14 protein-coding genes and 2 tRNA genes are annotated in these 18,102 nt (G+C 37.3%); 7 read left to right on the top strand and 9 right to left on the bottom strand.

The window, feature by feature from the left end:
- Window position 1 precedes the first annotated feature (1 nt).
- From CLV96_RS07875 to CLV96_RS07885, 3 genes are read right to left on the bottom strand one after another with little or no spacing between them, the layout of a single operon-like run.
- Window positions 2-895, bottom strand: coding sequence for a transglutaminase-like domain-containing protein (locus CLV96_RS07875; RefSeq protein WP_004784236.1), 894 nt, complete (start codon window positions 893-895; stop codon window positions 2-4).
- Window positions 896-943: 48 nt separating this feature from the next.
- The gene (locus CLV96_RS07880) at window positions 944-1,756 is read right to left on the bottom strand and encodes a transketolase (protein WP_004785686.1); all 813 of its coding nucleotides are present in this window, start codon (window positions 1,754-1,756) and stop codon (window positions 944-946) included.
- A 9-nt stretch (window positions 1,757-1,765) separates the two neighbouring features.
- A complete protein-coding gene (locus CLV96_RS07885) occupies window positions 1,766-2,155 on the bottom strand; it encodes a hypothetical protein (RefSeq protein ID WP_004786914.1) in 390 nt (129 codons plus the stop codon).
- Window positions 2,156-2,239: 84 nt separating this feature from the next.
- On the opposite strand from CLV96_RS07885, the gene CLV96_RS07890 reads away from it, so the two are divergent.
- Window positions 2,240-2,314 (top strand) — tRNA-Thr (locus CLV96_RS07890).
- 12 nt (window positions 2,315-2,326) lie between these two features.
- Window positions 2,327-2,408, top strand: a tRNA-Tyr gene (locus CLV96_RS07895).
- 225 nt (window positions 2,409-2,633) lie between these two features.
- Here the strand turns inward: CLV96_RS07895 and rsgA are convergent.
- The 6 genes from rsgA to CLV96_RS07925 form a co-directional block, all read right to left on the bottom strand.
- Entirely contained in the window at window positions 2,634-3,767 is a 1,134-nt protein-coding gene (gene rsgA / locus CLV96_RS07900; protein ID WP_243836437.1) for a ribosome small subunit-dependent GTPase A, read from the bottom strand.
- Between the two features lie 83 nt (window positions 3,768-3,850).
- Window positions 3,851-4,324, bottom strand: coding sequence for a hypothetical protein (locus tag CLV96_RS07905; RefSeq protein WP_004787499.1), 474 nt, complete (start codon window positions 4,322-4,324; stop codon window positions 3,851-3,853).
- Window positions 4,324-5,292 (bottom strand): hypothetical protein, encoded by a 969-nt coding sequence (locus tag CLV96_RS07910; protein ID WP_004785284.1) that lies wholly within the window; start codon window positions 5,290-5,292, stop codon window positions 4,324-4,326. Before CLV96_RS07910 ends, CLV96_RS07905 begins: the two co-directional genes overlap by 1 nt.
- On the bottom strand, window positions 5,293-7,881 hold the full coding sequence (locus CLV96_RS07915) for a transglycosylase domain-containing protein (protein WP_004786187.1): 2,589 nt from the start codon (window positions 7,879-7,881) through the stop codon (window positions 5,293-5,295).
- A 15-nt stretch (window positions 7,882-7,896) separates the two neighbouring features.
- Window positions 7,897-8,769 (bottom strand): ChaN family lipoprotein, encoded by an 873-nt coding sequence (locus CLV96_RS07920; protein ID WP_004787648.1) that lies wholly within the window; start codon window positions 8,767-8,769, stop codon window positions 7,897-7,899.
- Window positions 8,753-9,313 carry a glutathione peroxidase gene (locus tag CLV96_RS07925; RefSeq protein ID WP_004786960.1) on the bottom strand — a complete coding sequence of 187 codons (561 nt, stop codon included), beginning with the start codon at window positions 9,311-9,313 and terminating at the stop codon, window positions 8,753-8,755. Before CLV96_RS07925 ends, CLV96_RS07920 begins: the two co-directional genes overlap by 17 nt.
- 9 nt (window positions 9,314-9,322) lie before the next feature.
- Between CLV96_RS07925 and CLV96_RS07930 the strand changes: the two genes are divergently transcribed.
- The 5 genes from CLV96_RS07930 (at window position 9,323) to CLV96_RS07955 (ending at window position 18,062) form a co-directional block, all read left to right on the top strand.
- Entirely contained in the window at window positions 9,323-10,189 is an 867-nt protein-coding gene (locus tag CLV96_RS07930) for a hypothetical protein (protein ID WP_004785868.1), read from the top strand.
- Entirely contained in the window at window positions 10,182-11,180 is a 999-nt protein-coding gene (locus tag CLV96_RS07935) for an SPL family radical SAM protein (RefSeq protein ID WP_004787340.1), read from the top strand. The genes CLV96_RS07930 and CLV96_RS07935 overlap by 8 nt, the downstream gene beginning before the upstream one ends.
- 49 nt (window positions 11,181-11,229) lie before the next feature.
- Complete coding sequence (locus CLV96_RS07940) at window positions 11,230-14,967, top strand: adenylate/guanylate cyclase domain-containing protein (RefSeq protein WP_040917259.1); 3,738 nt, start codon at window positions 11,230-11,232, stop codon at window positions 14,965-14,967.
- Window positions 14,964-17,051: an adenylate/guanylate cyclase domain-containing protein gene (locus CLV96_RS07945; protein ID WP_004786221.1), complete on the top strand. Its 2,088-nt coding sequence runs from the start codon at window positions 14,964-14,966 to the stop codon at window positions 17,049-17,051. The genes CLV96_RS07940 and CLV96_RS07945 overlap by 4 nt, the downstream gene beginning before the upstream one ends.
- Window positions 17,052-17,543: 492 nt before the next feature.
- Window positions 17,544-18,062, top strand: coding sequence for a helix-turn-helix transcriptional regulator (locus CLV96_RS07955; protein WP_004785499.1), 519 nt, complete (start codon window positions 17,544-17,546; stop codon window positions 18,060-18,062).
- Window positions 18,063-18,102: the final 40 nt, after the last annotated feature.

An 18,102-nucleotide genomic window follows, 5' to 3' on the forward strand; every position in this document is an offset into this window, starting at 1 on the left:
ATTATTCCACATGTGTGGATCGACTTTCTAAAATCTGAAGATGATCTTTGATGGTATTTTCCATTTCTTTGGTTTGGTTGTCCCGATAGATATGGATTAAATTTCTGCACATACGTTTGATCATAGAAAGGGTGGATGCTTTTGTGAAGTATTTAGGCGAATTGGAATACCCATTTGCCTCTAAAAACTTTTCACAAGTGAATTTATCCAACAAAACTCCGCCATGAAATGGATCAATGTAAGTAAAATACCCTTCCGATTCATATTGTAAAAGAAAATGGAGTGGCAAATTGGTTCCGTAAAGAGGAAGCCCCAATCTTTGACCAACTAACAAATATACTACGGAAAGAGAAATTGGGATTCCCAACCTACTTTTGATCACTTGAAATAAATAAGAATTTCCAGGATCATTGTAATTTTGTATATTTCCAACAAATCCTTCTTCTTGGAATAAAACTTGGCAAAGAATTTGTACTTTTAACTCATCCGTCAAATATCCCGAATGATCATCATATAACTCAGACACTCGAAGTGCAATACGATCCAATTCTTGTTTGATCTCTGCATAATTTTGGTCAGGAAAACCAATACTAGAAAGTTGGACACACATCTCTTCTAAATCTTTGTAATGATTTGTATTCCCACGTAACGTGAGTTTAAAGAAAGAATGGCGAAGTCTATGGCGAGTGATTTCAGATTTTAAACTACGAGCTTGTACTCGAAGATAAGGATCTTTTACTTCTTCTAAAGCAGATTCTATTTGAATCTGCCAAGGGACACGAGAAGCGATGAGTTTTAATAGAAAACGTTTTTTTTCAGGAGGAGCAATTTCCCAATCATATAATAAACGAGTAATATCGTCTGGATAAAAATCAGGAAAAGAAATTTGTCCCATAGAAAAACTATCTATATAAAAACAAAAATGTCAATCGAATCTGAAAGATTATACTAATTCTGCAAGAGCTTGCGCTTCTTGTTCTTTGTTTGGAGGAGTTCCATGCCATTTAGGATTGTTTTCCATATAAGAAACACCTTTTCCTAAAATTGTTCTAAAGACGATGAGGGTTGGTCCACCAGTATATTGTTTTGCTTTTGCAAATGCAGCAAAAATTTCTTCCATATTATGTCCGTCTGCATTGATTACATTCCAACCGAACATCTCGAACTTCTTATCTAATGGCTCTAACTTCATTACTTCTTCTGTATTACCATCAATTTGAATGTAGTTACGATCCATAAAAGCAATGAGGTTGTCTGTTTTGAAATGAACAGCAGATTGAGCTGCTTCCCAAGTCATTCCTTCACCACATTCACCATCAGAGATGCATGTATAAATTTTATATGTCTCTTTTTTTAATTTTGCACCAAGAGCTAAACCTACAGAAACAGAAAGACCTTGTCCGAGTGAACCCGAACTAGATTCGATTCCTTTCATATAACGAGTGGAAGGGTGACCTTGAAGATAAGAATTGATATTACGAAATGTAAGTAAATCTTCTACAGGAAAATAGCCAGAAAGTCCCATAGATGCATAACGAACGGCACAAACGTGACCATTAGAAAGAATGAGGCGGTCCCTTTCTGCCCATTCAGGATTTTTTGGATCATGATTTAAAATAGAAGTATAGAGTGCCGCATAGATATCAGCAAGACCAAGTGGACCACCTGGGTGACCAGAGTTGGCAGCCGTAACCATTTTGATGACTTGGATTCGGATATCTTTTGCAAATTTCTTAGCGACTTCAATTTTTTCCATGAACATTCCTTAAAGCGGTTTTGATTGAAATAAAAACAGACCGGAGATATAAACAATCGTGTACAATGGCAAAAAGATGTAATGCAATTTTACATGTAGGTTACGTTTTCTTTTCCATCCCAAATAACCCATACACAACATAAGAACAAGGGCGATGGCTGCAAAAAAACGGTGGGTATGGATGACGAATTCCGGTGCGGTAGGATAAATTTGGTGAAGGGCAACCCCACCTAACAAATATTTTATGCTCAAAAGATAAACAGCTGCGAAGAGATTTGCCAAAATCCCGAGTGAATTGAAGAACCTATGTCGTTTTTGGTCTCTCTTTCGAAAAAAATAACCCAAATAAAATCCAATTACGGAAATCGTCATGAGAGAATTGACCAAAAACAGTGCCATCTCCTGTCATTCTGAAAGAATCCTTCTCCACTCAAAGAATTTTTATTTGACCTTAACAGCTTTTCACAAAAATTGGATATGCATGCCGCCTTAGCTCAGTGGTAGAGCAGCTGTTTTGTAAACAGCCGGTCGGAGGTTCAAATCCCTCAGGCGGCTCCATGCAACTTCTTCGGGTAGGTACTCAAGTGGCCAACGAGGGCAGACTGTAAATCTGCTGGTTTTACCTTCGAAGGTTCGAATCCTTCCCTGCCCAAACTAAGTTTCGATTCAACGGAACAAAACTCCCAACTAACAACTGATTGAAGGATTCGAATAGAACCCGAACGACTGCGACTCCGCGAAGCTTTCGTAAAATGCTGAGGCGATGTTGATCGCCAAAGGCATGCAAGGGGGGATGGAGCAGTTTTGACAGGATGTCAAAAAGAGCGACGACGGGCCCGCGCGAGCGTAGCCAGGATGGCGATTCAAAGAATCAATACTATTGCAATTTGTTCTTTTTTATGTTCTTGGTAAGTTTACTAATTTTTTTCCAATTTGCTTTTTCAATTGCGCTTGCTTTCATGGTTTGTCTGTCTTCTAAATATTCAAACTCTCTTTTCATTTTTAAAAAACTTTCTAAACGTTTTGGATCAAGAGAGCCAGCACTTATAGCTTCTTTAACTGCACAACCCGGTTCGTTTTGATGACTGCAATTGCGGTAGCGACAGTTTAAACTCAATTTCTCAATATCATCAAAAACATACTTTAATCCTTCTACATCACCCCAAACTTGTAATTCGCGCATTCCCGGTGTATCAATGATCATACCGCCATTGGGAAGTATGAATAATTCACGATAAGTTGTCGTATGTCGGCCACGACTTCCTAATTCACTTACTTCATTCACTTCAAGATGTTCCGTCCCAAGGAGAGCATTAATGATAGTAGATTTTCCAACTCCTGATGAACCGAGAAAAGCAATGGTTTTTCCTCTTTGAATATATTTTTTCAAAATATCTATTCCAACATTTTGAGTTGCACTGAGCGTATACACATCAACTCCGATGGCAACTGATTCGACTTCAATTTTACGTAATTCAGCCTCAGGACAAAGGTCGGCTTTATTCAACAAAACAACTGGTAGAGCTTTGCTTTCCCAGGCGATTGTTAAAAAACGTTCGATACGTCGTAAATTATAATTTAAATCTAAGCCGGTAATAATAAATACTATGTCAATGTTAGCTGCAATTACTTGTTCCTCCGTAATCAGGCCAGCAACTTTTCGACTAAAGACACTCTTTCTCGGTAAAACTGATTGTATGATTGCCTTCATATCATTTGCAATCACGGAAGTAACTACCCAATCACCTACTGCTGGATATTTACTTTTAGTGTCGGTATTAAACCGAAATTTTCCAGAAATCTCACAGCTGTATTCTCCAAGTTCACATAAAGCTATATATTTTTCTCTGTTCTCTCGGATGATACGCATCGCCAACAGACCTTGGTTTTTATATTTCTCAAAATTCAGTTCAAAAAATGAATTCCATCCTAAATCATACAATTGCACGAACATACTCCACCAATTGGTTTTTATATAGATTCTCAAAGCAGCAAGGGTTAGTCTTCCCATTTAGCCTGGTGATACAATTTCAGCTAACTTCTTAGTTACTCTGTATATCCCAGCCATGAAACATAAGACAAAGGGGTAACCGTCTATATCACCCAGTTTTGAATCTTCGTTCGATAGAAAAAATACGCCCCGTCTCTTTTTCTTTGCAATTGCATACCAAATTGTCCGCGTTTTGATCGCACCACAGATATGAAATTCAATGTCTCTTGCCCTTCCCAAGTGACTGTCGGAAACAATTGTTTGCCCGATCCATCATAGAAAGCCCATTGTGTTTCTTCCGTGTCTGCGAGTTCTTCAGTAAAAAAATGATCTAAACTCACTTCTGCTTCCGGTAAAAACTGACATGTGCCAGAAGGAGTTATTGGATTACGACCAAATACCTGTATTGGTTTCTGTTTGCAAAAACGAATTTGATCCCTAGAAGATCCGACAAGTTCCAATCGTAGATTCTGTTCCGGTGTGACTAAAAAATTAGAGAACAAAGGGTATATGAAAAATAAAAAAACGATTACCGGAAATCTTACAAAACAAAGTGAAAGATATGATAAAAATTTCACTAGTTTGTCCCCGGAAAGAGTATTGTTAAAAATTCATTCCCTTCTCTTTCGGCTAAAATCCGAATGCTTGGTTCATAATGTTTCCAAGAATTGTTTGTATTGGGGGAACAATAAAAATGCAAAAGAGTTTCGATTTCATCTGTGGAAGATTGATTAAATTTAAAAGTAGAACACATCTCTTTAGCATTTCCTCTTAAAACAAGGGATTTTGTCGTTTCTAAATCCGCTCTTGGTTTAGATCCATAACTTCCACTCATACGAAAGTATCTTGCAGACAATTCGTATTCTGTTGTTTGTCGGTAGTATACTCCCATCAAATACAATACATCCGATTTTTCCTGGTCAGATCTTTCTGATTCAGATTCTCCGAGTATTGTTTTTAAAAATTCCTTACCGGCATCGGCTCCTATTTTAAACTCAGAAATTCCAATAAACAAGGGAGTTTTTGCCATAGACGGATTTTCTGCATAAATTGATAAAATCACTTTGTATTGTTTACGTTTCAAAAGAATAATGGATGCAAATTCATATAACTTTTGTGAGTTAGTAACCTTCAAATGTTCCGATAATTCAGAATATTTATCAAAAGTGGCTTTGGCTGCATTTACGTAAGTTGCAGAAAGTTCGGAAACACCGATTGGTTTGTAGATTTCTGACAAATGAGTCCAAATCCATCCCCTCTCCTTAGAAGGGATGAGAGATGGAAACTTACTTCCTAAAAATAATGCATCAAGTAACTTTCCATGTTTTTTATACAAAAAGAAAAGCCTAGATACCACCGCCTTTTGTAATTTTCCAGATGGTTTTTGTGTTAATGCTTTTTCATACAATGGGATGGCAAAAAGAGTATTCAATTGTTCCATCTCATACCCTGCTTCATAATATGAATTTGCAAATATCGATGGAGAAAATCCAAGTATAGAGAAAACAAAAATAAAATGGATAATTCTTATATGAATACTTTTCATCTAATACAATCCTTTCATCAAATCTTTGTTTTCTGAGTGTGTTGCCTTATGATCTTCCGTACAAATTCCTTCAGGGGGATAATCAGAAAGATACAACTCGGTTGCCACTGGACAATTGGCACCGGCTTGTTTCCCAGTCAACGAACAGATCTTATATGGTTTTGCGTAGACTGGTTGGCTGAATTGGATTTTCGGAATTATATTTTTTTTATCAATAGAAGATACTATTTCTCCCCAAAGTGGTGCCGCCACTGCACCACCTAGTCCACTGCCACCCATTCCAAATTTTGGATTATCATAACCAACCCAAACAGCCAAAGATAAATCGGGCCTTGCTCCCACGAACCAAGCGTCTTTATAATCATTTGTAGTTCCTGTTTTGCCGATTAAATCTCCCACATAACCACCGTTTCTAACTCCACTGGCACGACCACTATCACGTAACAAGGATACCATTACTTCTGCTGTGTCGGGACGAATCACTTGGCGTTCTGGTGGAAGTTTTAATTTAAACTCATCGGTTCCTCCAACTTCATACAGAACCACACCTTTTGCATTTTTAATCCTTTGGATGAGGTAAGGACGTTTGACTGTTCCTTGGTTGACAAAACCAGTAAAAGCAGATGCCATCTCTAAGGGAGAAATCTCTAAAGTACCAAGGGCCAGAGACAAATCACCCCTATATCGATTTTTCTTTTCAGCGTCATTTGGAAAAAAGTATTTTGTAAAATAACGTTCAATGCCTGCACTACCCAATCGTTCTGCAACTTGAACGGCTGCGGTGTTTTTGGATTTCACAAGAGCAGTGCGTAAAGAAATTTCTCCATCAAAACTCCCGCCCAAGTTTTCAGGAGCCCATTCCTTCCCCCCACCACCACGGTAATATAGAGGAGCATCGAGAATCCTTGTTCCAGCTTGGATCACACCAGCATCAATGGCAGAGGCGTATAACACAGCTTTGATGGAACTTCCGGTTTGTCTCCGCATTTGAGTGGCACGATTGAATTGGTTTTGTGAGTTAAACTCTTCTCCACCATGCAAAAACAACACCTGACCCGTGTTCGGTTGAATTCCGACAATGGCGGCCTGCACTGCACTGGTATCTTTTTCAGATTCCAAACTATCAGTATTCCAAACGAGTTCGTTCAAAATAGAAACTTCTTCCAGTTTTTGTCGAAATGCTAAATCTAATGATGATTCCGGCTTGACTCGAACTCTTTTTTTTTGGATTTTTCCAGACTTTCGTGACTTCGTTAGATATTCACGAACGATTGGACCAATGAGTTCTTGAGCACCTCGGTCTAAAGTTGTCTCTACCGTATACCCGCCACTTTCATAAATATTTTTATCGCCTTCTAAAGAAGAAAGAATCCCGCGAACATGTTCGGTCACATAAGGTGCAATGTCCTGCCTCGAACCAAACACAGTCTCATTCGGAGAACGAGTGGAAAGATTATGATAAAAACTAACAAACTTCTCACGATCCAAATTAGGATAAATGCCTCGGTTCCGAAACATCTGTAAAATGGCACGGACACGAGTGTACGAATCCTCTGGGTTCTTTAACGGCGAATATTTATTTGGTGCGGAAGGAAGTGAAGCGAGAAGCACCATTTCTTCTTTACTTAGCTCCATCGGATTTTTTTGAAAATAGAATTTAATTCCCTCGCCAAATCCAAATGCCCCATGACCTAAATAAACATGGTTCATATACATTTCTAAAATTTGTTCTTTGGTAAGTACAGACTCTAAAGCAAATGCAAGTTGGGCTTCTCGCCACTTTCGATTCAAACTTTTGCGACGATCGTCAAGGATAATTCTTGCTAACTGTTGTGTAATGGTAGAAGCACCTTGTTTATAACTTAAATTTATGATATTTTTAAAAAATGCCCTTAAAATTGCTGAATAATCAATCCCACCATGAAAGAAAAACTTTTGATCTTCAATATTCAAAAGTATGGAGATCATATCCTCTGGATAGTCTTGCAAACGTAAGGTGGAGGTTCTTTTTTGAAAAATTTCACTCACCATTTGTCCATTACGATCCAAAATTTTTGTAGGAATGTTTTTGGATAATGATTCCAAATACAAAGGAACTTCTTTTTTGGTGGTTAGCACTCCTGCCACAAAGTAGGAAAAACCAAGAATGAATAAAAAAAGAAAAATCGAAGTGAATGCAAATATGATTTTCCAAAAAGAAGGAGTTGATCGTTTTCCTCTTCCAGATGCGATCCTTTGTTTCAGTGGTTTTGGTTTGAACTTACGTTCTTCCGGCTCTCTTTCAAAGATTACCTTTCGTTCCCAAAAAGGTTTTGATTTTGGTTCTAATTTTTCTTTTAAAGACTTTGATTTGGAGATGGTTGGAGTAGGAATTTTAAAGGGTTGATAGGATTGAGCCGTATCAGAAACCGAAGGTTCCTTTGGAACCACTTGCAAAATTTCGAATCGATAATCCGTAAAATTAAGAATTACTTTTTCGCTACAGTGAGCGCATGTTAGCTGAAACTTACCTTCTTTTGGGATTGGTTCTGGCAATCGAGATGCCTTTTGGCAATGTGGACAAAGGTATTTGGGAGAAGGTGCCGACATAGGTTCTCCCTATTCTTATCGGACGTTTGTTAAAATTACAAAATCAGCGATTTTCACAAAATCCTGGCTTTCTTCTCGATCCTTAGCAAACCCGGAGACAACAAGAACAGAAAGTCCCATTTCTCGTAGTCTGTGGACGACACCACCGTTCCGATCGGAGTGAAACCGACCATTCAAATGAACCACCTTCTTTCCTGATTTGTAGAATTCCCGAGAAATCGATTCAGCCATCCCTTGGTCCCAAGTGGCTTGACCTAAAACTAAATATTGACTTGTAGGTCCGTGATTTACTCCGTGTCCGCCAACAAACAAAGCAGTTAACCGTTGTTTGTAATCTTCCGTTAGATACTTCTCCAAACTATAGGCAGGGGGTAAATATGGAATTGCCGAATCAGAAAACTCGCGGTAAGCAGCCAAACCTTTTCTTGAAATTAGATTCACATAGCGACGAGGAGGATTGGCCGCAACCACATTGCATTTTTTTTCTTTCGCAATCAAAACTAACGGCAAGTAGTCGGTTTTAAACGATTTCCAATGAGAAATAGAAGAAAGAAAATGGGATTCGGTAATAGTTCCTTTCAAGAACTCATTGACAATATTTTGCCCGTCTTGCTCTAACATTTCCAAGGATAGAGAAGTTGGCTCTAGGTCAGAGATTTCCTTAAACAAAGTCTCATAAAAACGATGGAGATCTTGGTTGTCATGTTCTTCCCCAAAAACAATGACATTGTATTTGGGAGATTCTTTCAGAATATCGGAAATGGATACCGTTTCTGCCGTGGATGTTCGTATAATTTGTACGGATGAAGTTACACCCTCAGCAGAAATTTCAAAGCCAACGAAAAAAAGGTAAAAAGAAAAAAGAAATGGATTAAAGAAGGTTTTCAATGGCTTGTTTTAACTCCGCAGAATCCGGTTTGGTTCCCGATGGAAATCGCCCAGCAACATTCCCATTTTTATCGATAAGGAATTTTTCGAAGTTCCACTTCACATCCCCTTTTTCTTTTGCATTCTCTGTTAAAAATTGATAAATGGGATCTTTATCATTTCCCAACACTTTTGTTTTTTTCATCAGATCAAAACTAACCCCAAAGTTTAACTTACAAAACTCGGCAATTTGGGATTCGGTTCCAGGTTCTTGGCCACCAAAATCATTCGAAGGAAACCCTATGACTTTTAACCCTTTGTCTTTATAAGATTGGTGAATTTTTTCAAGACCTTCATATTGTGGCGTATAACCACATTTAGACGCAACGTTGACTACTAAGACAGGATGTCCTTTGTAGTCAGAAAGGGAAACATCCTTTCCTTGGATGGATACAGATTTTAAATCGTGGAATGACATCTTTTTTCCTCCAGCATAGATATGGAAACCGATAAAGAGAAAAATGGCAAACAAAACTTTTCTTTGCATGGAACCCCCCTGTTTCATGTTTAGACTATGTCTGCATTGTTTTTCGCTGTTCTTTCCGAGGCCAAACCTTGGATCACTAAACTACAAGCGAAACCCATGTCACATTCGGGTAAATTTCGAATTTTTCAAAAAGAAAATCATTATATCATTATTTCTGGAACAGGCAAACTTTCGATGGCTTTGGCAGTTTCCGAATTTGCCCATATCATTCCTAAACCAGATCGAAACCAAATGAAAATTTGGAATTTAGGAATTGCAGGTTCAGCCAAAAGCGAATTCTCGTTAGGTGATTTTTTTTGGATACATAAAATCACCGACGCAGCAACAAAAAGAGATTTTTATCCTGATCGAGTTGAAAAATCGGTATTCACAAAAGAGACAACTCTAACTACATATGACAGGCCTATAACCAAAAACAAGGCTTCTGATCAGTTTTTATCTCTCTCCCAAGAAGAGTTAGAAAATACCCAACTGATTGATATGGAAGGGTCCGGTTTTTTTGAAGCGGCCTCTTTATACTTTCCATTGGAGAATATTTCTCTTGGAAAATTGGTATCAGATCATCTGGAAGGAAATTTTTGTAAGGCAGAAACTGTAGAATCCATGATGGCAGAGACGATAGAAGTACTATTCAATGAATGGATTTCCCCACTTCCTTGGATCGGAATTGATTCTATTGATACTTTCGATTGGCCATTGGTTGAATCATTCATCCAAAACCTTCGCTTAACAGAAACCATGAAACATGATTTAAAAAAATCGATTCGTTTTTTCCGATTACGAAATCCAAAAATAAATCTTCCTTTTCCAGATGAATCTCTTAAAATCCTTTTAAAATCCAAATCTGATCTAAAAGAATATTTTGAACAATGGAGAAAGTCGCTTCATGTTTAAGGCATTCTCTCATATATATATTGAAGATGGGATTCGAGAACATTGGAGAACCAAAGAAATATTAAAACGTTTTCCAAGTGCTATCCCCATTTCCATCAGACATTACAAAGATAGTTTTAATCGAAATTCCCAAAACTTTCGGATTCAAAAAGAAACACCTAAGTTGATTTTAGCTGAAAAAAAAGAACATTTTCTTTATCCAGGAAGTGATTTTTCACCTAACTTCTCTCATCCGCATTTTTATTATAATACGATTGCTCTCAACTGTATTTACGACTGCGAATATTGTTACCTACAGGGGATGTTTCCTTCCGCCAATCTCGTGTTATTTGTCAATTGGGAAGATTTTTTTGATGCTACAAAAGAATTTATAGAAAAAAACCAATCTCTCTATTTGGCTTTGTCTTACGATACTGATCTGTTGGCCTTGGAGTCATTTTTCCCAGCCACCAAAGCCTGGTTAGAATTTGCTGCGACCGAACCAAGATTAAGTTTAGAAATTCGCACAAAGTCAACCAACTACACTCAAATTGCCAAATTCACTCCCAATCCAAATGTGATTCTAGCTTGGACCATCAGTCCGCAAGCGGTCATTGAAACGATAGAACATGGTACTCCACCACTCCCTGCAAGAATCAAGGTGATCAACCAAGCAATCCAAGACGGTTGGAAAGTTCGAATTTGTATCGATCCGATCCTAAGGGTTCCAAATTGGCAAACCCATTACCAATCGTTAGCCGATACATTAGGGAAAGAACTAAAGATAGATGGCCTTGTTGACATTAGTATTGGTGGATTTAGAATGAATATTGATTTTCTAAAGCGAATGATGGATGTAAGAAAGGACTCTTCCATTTTATTTCATGCTTTTGAAAAAAAAGATAAAATTGTTTCCTATTCAAATTCAGAAACGGAAGAAATTTTAGAATTTATGTCAGCAGCACTTCGCCAATATGTTTCTCCTTCAGAAATAAAAGTAAGTTATACCTGAATTTTTCCTTTTCTTTTCTGTCACTACTTCTTAACCTTAGTGCCTACCTATGAAGAAAAGATTCATTTTAATATTCCTCTTTTGTATGTTCTTTGGATTCTCCACCTGTGCGGAAGTCAATCGCAACAAACCAATTGCAAAGGAAGGAAAGATGGATTTGTCCTCATGGGACTTTTCGAAAGATGGAAACATAACTCTCGATGGAGAATGGGAATTTTATTGGAAACAAACGAACCAAGGCATTCAGTTTGATGCTGAATTGGGAAGAGAACCTAAGTACATATACCAAACAGTGCCTTCCAATTGGAAAGGTGTAGATTGGTTTGGTGAAACTCTTGGTGGTTTTGGTTATGCGACATATAAATTAAAAGTTTTTTTCCCAGAAAACACACCCACCCTAGCCTTTCACAACTTAGATCTCTCCTCTGCTTATCGATTGTACATTAACGGCAAACTGGTGGTCGAACAAGGAAGTTTTGGCATCAACCCCAACTACTTTGAACCTTCCTATAAATCGGTTCTTTTGGATTTAGAACCCTTGTCAGGCGAAACTGAAATCGTATATGAAATTTCCAATTTCCATTATTCTAAAGGTGGATTTTGGGAAAGTATGGAAATTGGCGAAAGACGGATGTTATATGACAAAGTCAACAAAAGTTACCAGATTACCTCCTTTCTTGCTGGTAGTATTTTCCTTTGGGCTTTGTACCACTTGGGACTTTTTGTCATGCGTAGACAAGACAAAGCAAGCCTATTCATTTCGTTATTCAGTTTGCTCATTGTTATGCGACTATTAACAATTGGCGAAAGAAATATATTAAATATTTTCCCAAACATGCCAATGGATTTTCTTATCCGATTGGAGTTTGCAACCATTTACATTGCGACCATTGTTTTTGCTTATTTTTACCGTTTGGTATTTCCCAATACTGTGGGAAAAAAAACTATGTGGGTTTTGAATGTTCTCATCACACCATTTCTTGTATCCTTATTTTTACCGGTGGCAACCTTCAGTGCCCAAATCCATTATTTCCAAATTTTTTTGATTTTAGTCTGCGTTCGAATTACCATTGCCATCATCATGGCGTACCGATCGGACACTGTAGGTGCCGGCCTTTCTCTAATCGGTTTTAGTTTTGTATTTGGAACTGTGGTCCATGACATTCTTTACCAAAACAATGTCATCAATACAATGAATATAACACCTTTTGGGTTTTTAGGATTTATTTTATTCCAAGGGTATATTCTTTCTTATGGATTTACGAGGGCATATCTTTCTATCGAAAAACTAAAAGAAAAATTAGAGGTATCCAACAAAGAGCTCAATATCTTAAAAGAAGGACTAGAAGATATTGTTGTAGAAAGAACACATGAATTAGAAAATTCGAAGGCAAATATTGAAAGGCTAAACGAATTTGCAAAAACCTTAAACACCTCTCTTGAACTAGATAGTATTCTTACAAAAGCTTTCGATTATTTAAATGAAGAAGTATTTTGTGATTCCATGATTTTACTACTTGTGGATGCAGAAAACTCAAAACTCACTTATCATAAATCTGTTTTTTCCTCTAACTCCGGTCGACTGCTTGAATCAAAGTTAAACGGAATGAGTTTTGCCTTGGATCCTAGCGCAGGAATTTTTTATCACGTTTACAAAAGAAATCGTCCGTTCAGATTTGCAAAAGTCTGGGAATCACGTCTTACTGAATCCAATCAGCAATTCCTCCAAATGGTGGGAAAACACCCAGGAATGATCATCCCACTCAGTTCACAAGGAAAAGTCATCGCCATGTTGGCCCTCTTTAGTGAACAAAAAGGCAGAAATTTTTCTAGATCTCAACTCCAGTTAGTCGAAAACACGGCAGAAAATATTGCTACTGCCGTTACCAATTCCATCCTCGTTGAAGAAATGAATCGAGAAAAATTCATTGCCGAAAACTCACGAATGCAAATGGAAAATGCAAAAAATGAGGTAGTTAAGTTAAACGAATTTACTAAAAAGATCAACTCCGAATCCAGTCTTTCACAAATTATAGAAGAGATGTTTAACTACATTCTAAAAACTTTTGAAATTGAAGCAACACTCCTCCAACTCATTGATTCTAAAAAAAATGAACTTTATACTTATAACACAACAATTCCTACTTATGCAACCAAAGAGCAGTTGTTATTTGCAAAATCAATTAGGGTTCCATTAAACGAAAAAGGTGGGATCATTTATAAAACTTATCTTAGAAAAAAAGCTTTATTTGTTCCCAAACCCCCGAAACGATACGAATCCGAATTGGATGAACAGATTTTTTCACAACTAAGTCTTACTTCTTTCGTAGCAGTTCCACTTGTGGTTCAAAACGAAGTAATCGGTATGGCTTATTTCACCTCTTTCCAAAAACCGTTGGAAGTTACAAGAGAAGTCCTTCGTCGAATTTCAGGATTTTGTGATCAAATTGCGGGTGCCATTCAAAACTCTTTATTGTTACAAATTACAGAAGAAGAACGCAAAAAATCAGAACAAGCTAAGGCCGAAATTCAAAAAATGAATGAGTTTGCAAAAAACGTAAACTCACAAAACAATTTAGAAAACATCCTCGCAGAAATTTTTGGATTCATTCGAAAAAATTATAAGATCGAGCACTGTGTTCTTTATTTTTTAGACAAAGAATACAACGAATTTCGTTATTTAAATCACTCGGGATTTGATCTATTAGTGGATGAAAATATAAACTATTTCAAATCTCTTCGGTTCCCTCTCCGAGAAGAAAGCGGATTCATTTACAAATGTTATAAACGCAAACGCCATTTTTATATGAAACATGTCCCCAAGTCGCTTCCGTTTGCCATTGACAAACAAATTACAGAAAGATCGGGAATGAATGGGTTTTTAATCTCTCCTCTTGTTAACAATGATGAAGTAGTTGCGATGGCTGTTTATGGAATTAGCGATGAAAATATTCAGTTGAATAAAGATGAAGTAAATTCCATTGTAGGTGTTTCGGAACACATTGCCAGTGCCATCAACAATCACTTTTTATTGAAAAAAATTGAAGAAGAAAAACAAAGATCTGATTCTCTTTTATTAAACATCCTTCCTAAAAACGTAGCAGAGGAATTACAAAAAAAAGGCAGGGTCAACCCTGTTGAATTTGAAAACGTAACCTTACTTTTGACTAGTTTTCCCGGATTTTCGCAAATCACAGGGCAACTCACTCCAGAAGAACTCATCGAAGGATTGGATTTATATTTTTCTCGTTTTGATGAAATCATCAAAGCACAAGGGATGGAAAAACTGAGGATGACTGGAGATATGTATTTGGCAGCAGGAGGTCTTCCCGTTGGAAACTTCACTCATGCTGTAGATGCTTGTCTTGCCGCCTTACAAATCAAAGATGAAGTGATGCGAATGATCGAGGATTTTAAAGACATTCCATTTCGTCCGAATGGAATTACCATTGCAATCCATTCAGGTCCCGTAGTTGCGGGAGTCATCGGAAAATCAAAGTTCAATTATGATGTTTGGGGAAAAACGGTGACACAAACCCAGGCAATTCGAAGAGGAGGTGTTGGGGTTCCAATCAATATCTCTCAAGAAACTATGGATAAAGTAAAACGACTCTTCCATATTGGGAACCAAAGACAAATCAATACATATGAAGGTGATCAAGTTCCCATTTATGAATTGTTATCTTTAAAACCTGATTTATCTGATGATGCGGGATCAACGCCAAATGAAAAATTTGGAAGATTATATACGCAACAAAAACGGGGAGCAAAGATTCTAATCAAATGATCTATGCCCTTGTTGCCATCGCAATTCTTTTTGTAGGTATTCTTTACGGAATGTTTTCATTATACAAACAAAAAGAAGACAAAGAAAATACAATCATCCTCTACCAAGCTGAGGTTAAATTACTAAAAGAAGATTTAGAAAAAAAAGAAAAAGAACTCATCAACACAAAATCAATCTCAGAAGAATTCTCAGACAAACTCGTTGACTCATACACTCAGTTATCTGACTTAGATGGACTCTTAAGAGAAATCAATTCTGCCTCGGATCTAAAAGATATTCTCAAAATTTTAGGTCGTTACATTCGAGAAAAATTCAAAGTCCCTCACTATTTATTATATGTATACAAAGAAGAATTAGAAACCCTCGAGTTTTTCCATAGCAATTTTCCAGAAGAACTCACTGACAAAGTAAAAGAAGAAATTATGGAAAGAAAAATTCCAGTTTCTGACTCATATGTTACTATGTACGCACATGCTTACGTTCGAAAACGCAAACGAAGTTTCTATATTCAAGATTTTGAATCTTACAAAACAGAAGGAGTCGAACTTGCAAATAAACAGTCCGCAAACCTCAAATCACTTCTCATCGTACCACTATATTTACGAAACAAATTCATCGGAACACTTGATTTATTAGATTATTCAGGGAATTTTGGACTAACCGATCAACAACTAAACCAAATCAAAATCATCGCTGATTACATTGCAGGTACAATTGAAACGGGTTATCTACTCAATGAACTCAAAGAAGGTAACATCACCATTCAAAGAGAAAAGGAAAACATTGAATCCAACCGACTAAAATTAGAAAACTTACATCGATTCAACCGAAGGATCAATTCGTTTTCACAAATTGAAGACATTGTTAGAGAAGTTTTTTCGTATCTTAAAATCAACCATCGAGTAGAGTTAGGTTTTATTTTACTCGTTGATCCAAAAACAAATTCACTTGTTCCCCTTATGGAAGGTGCGGAAGTTTTTAACAAAGGACTTCTTGTTACCAATTTTCTTAGAACATTTCGACCAACTCTTTCACCAAACATAGGTTCTCTTTTTAGAACTTATCAAAAACAAAAACCCGTTTACTTAAAAAAATCCATAAAGTGGAAACAACTTACAAACATAGACACATCCATTGTGGATAGTTTTAAACTGGAACTGTTTGGGCAGATCCCACTAGTAGTCCAAGGTCAAACTATTGGGATCATTTGTGTCACTCGTCTCACAAGAGAACAAGACTGGACCAAAGATGAATTTGCAGAAATTATTTCTTTCTGTGAACAGGTTGCTGGAGCAATTCACAATGCAAATCTTAGGCGCGATTTAGAAAAAGAACGTGAAAAAACACTTCATTTCATTCGAAATATTTTGCCGGGAGATTTAGCGGATGAATTGATTGAACGGGGCGAAGTGGTTCCGATGGAATATGAATCGGTAAGTATTCTTTTTACGGATTTTAAAAATTTTACATTAGCTGCTGAATCACTTTCTCCGGAAGATCTAATTGAACAATTGGATGGCTGTTTTTCTCAGTTTGATGATATTGCGGTCCGTCATAATTTTGAAAAACTAAAAACCATTGGTGACTCTTATATGGCTGCCGGTGGAATCCCACAGGGTAATTTCACTCATCCCGTGGATGCTTGCCTTTTTGCAATGGAAATCAAATCCTTTATGACACAAATCAAATCATTCAAACAGATGTTAGGTCAGGACTTTTGGGAAATTAGAATTGGAATCCATACTGGTCCTGTGGTAGCTGGTGTTGTGGGAAAAACCAAATTTGCTTACGATGTTTGGGGGGATACAGTGAACATTGCAAGTCGTATGGAAAGCTCTGGTGATGCAGGTGAAATTAACCTTTCAGAAACCACATACGATAAAGTGAAACGTTTCTTTGAATGCGAATATAGAGGAAAGGTAAAAGCCAAAAACAAAGGTGAACTCGGAATGTATTTTTTAAAACGACTTCGTCCAGAATTTTCGAGAGATCTGGAAGGGATGGTCCCGAACCAAATCTTTTTGGATTTATATAAAAATTTGCAAATCGGTGCCAAAATCATCTACAGACAGACTGGCTCCTAATTTAACTTCCTCCTCCCGAAGAACAGATCCTCCACTGCTACCGCTTCCGGAACCAGATCCAGAACTAGAGTTTCCACCACCTTTGTTTCCTGAACCGCTACTGGAAAAACTTCTATATCTCGTCGTCGAAGAGCTGCTAGTGGAAGGGACGGGACATTTATCGTAACAAATTTTATACATCGCTACACAAGCGATGGTAGTTGCGGTAGCATTGTCCAGCTGTGGTGCAACAGCCAACGCACAGACATATTGTTCGCGTACACATCGGTCCAGACACTCAGACCTTGTCTCAAAATTTTTTGAATTAGAGCATCCGTAAAATCCCAATACAAGTGCAAAACCCAAAAACCAAACTTTTGACATGTGACGGTTCATACCGAAAGCATCGCATGACTTCCTTTGTCCTCCAATGGAGGATATCCGCAAATGTGGATACTACCTAAGAAACTCGCTTGCACATCTAAGGACCAATTACAAAATTAAGATAGAATTATGGACACTCGTAAGGTAAGAATTCTTTTTTTAGCTTTTTATGTTCTATCGTTGATCGTTTGGATTGCTGAAGAAATTTTCACCTTAACAAACCCACCGGAATACTTTGATCGTTTTCGGATCGTCATTGCAACAGTGGAATCCTTTATTGCAATTTCATCCTTCCTTGTAGTCTTTATTCTTTACAAAGAATTAAAAGCAGAAGCGGATGAAAACATACACGCCAAGTCTCAAATCAATGACCTCAAACGTACCAATCGCATCCTCAAAAATCCAGAGATGGGTTTTTGGGCAGAGGCCAAAGCCCAGATGGTAGAATGGAAATTGTCAGATGCGGAAACTGAAATCGCAATCCTTCTACTTCGTGGATTTTCTCAAAAACAAATTGCCGCTGTTCGAAAAAAAAGCCTTCGCACTATCGAAAACCAGACAGCATCCATCTATGAAAAATCTTCAATGCGGGGTAAATTGGAATTTATTTCTTATTTTCTGACTCCCCTGTTGCCGGAGGAAGAATAAACAAAAAACCTTGACCATTCCCCATTTCTTTGGTTTTTTA

The organism is Leptospira meyeri, assembly GCF_004368965.1.
GTDB lineage: Bacteria > Spirochaetota > Leptospiria > Leptospirales > Leptospiraceae > Leptospira_A > Leptospira_A meyeri.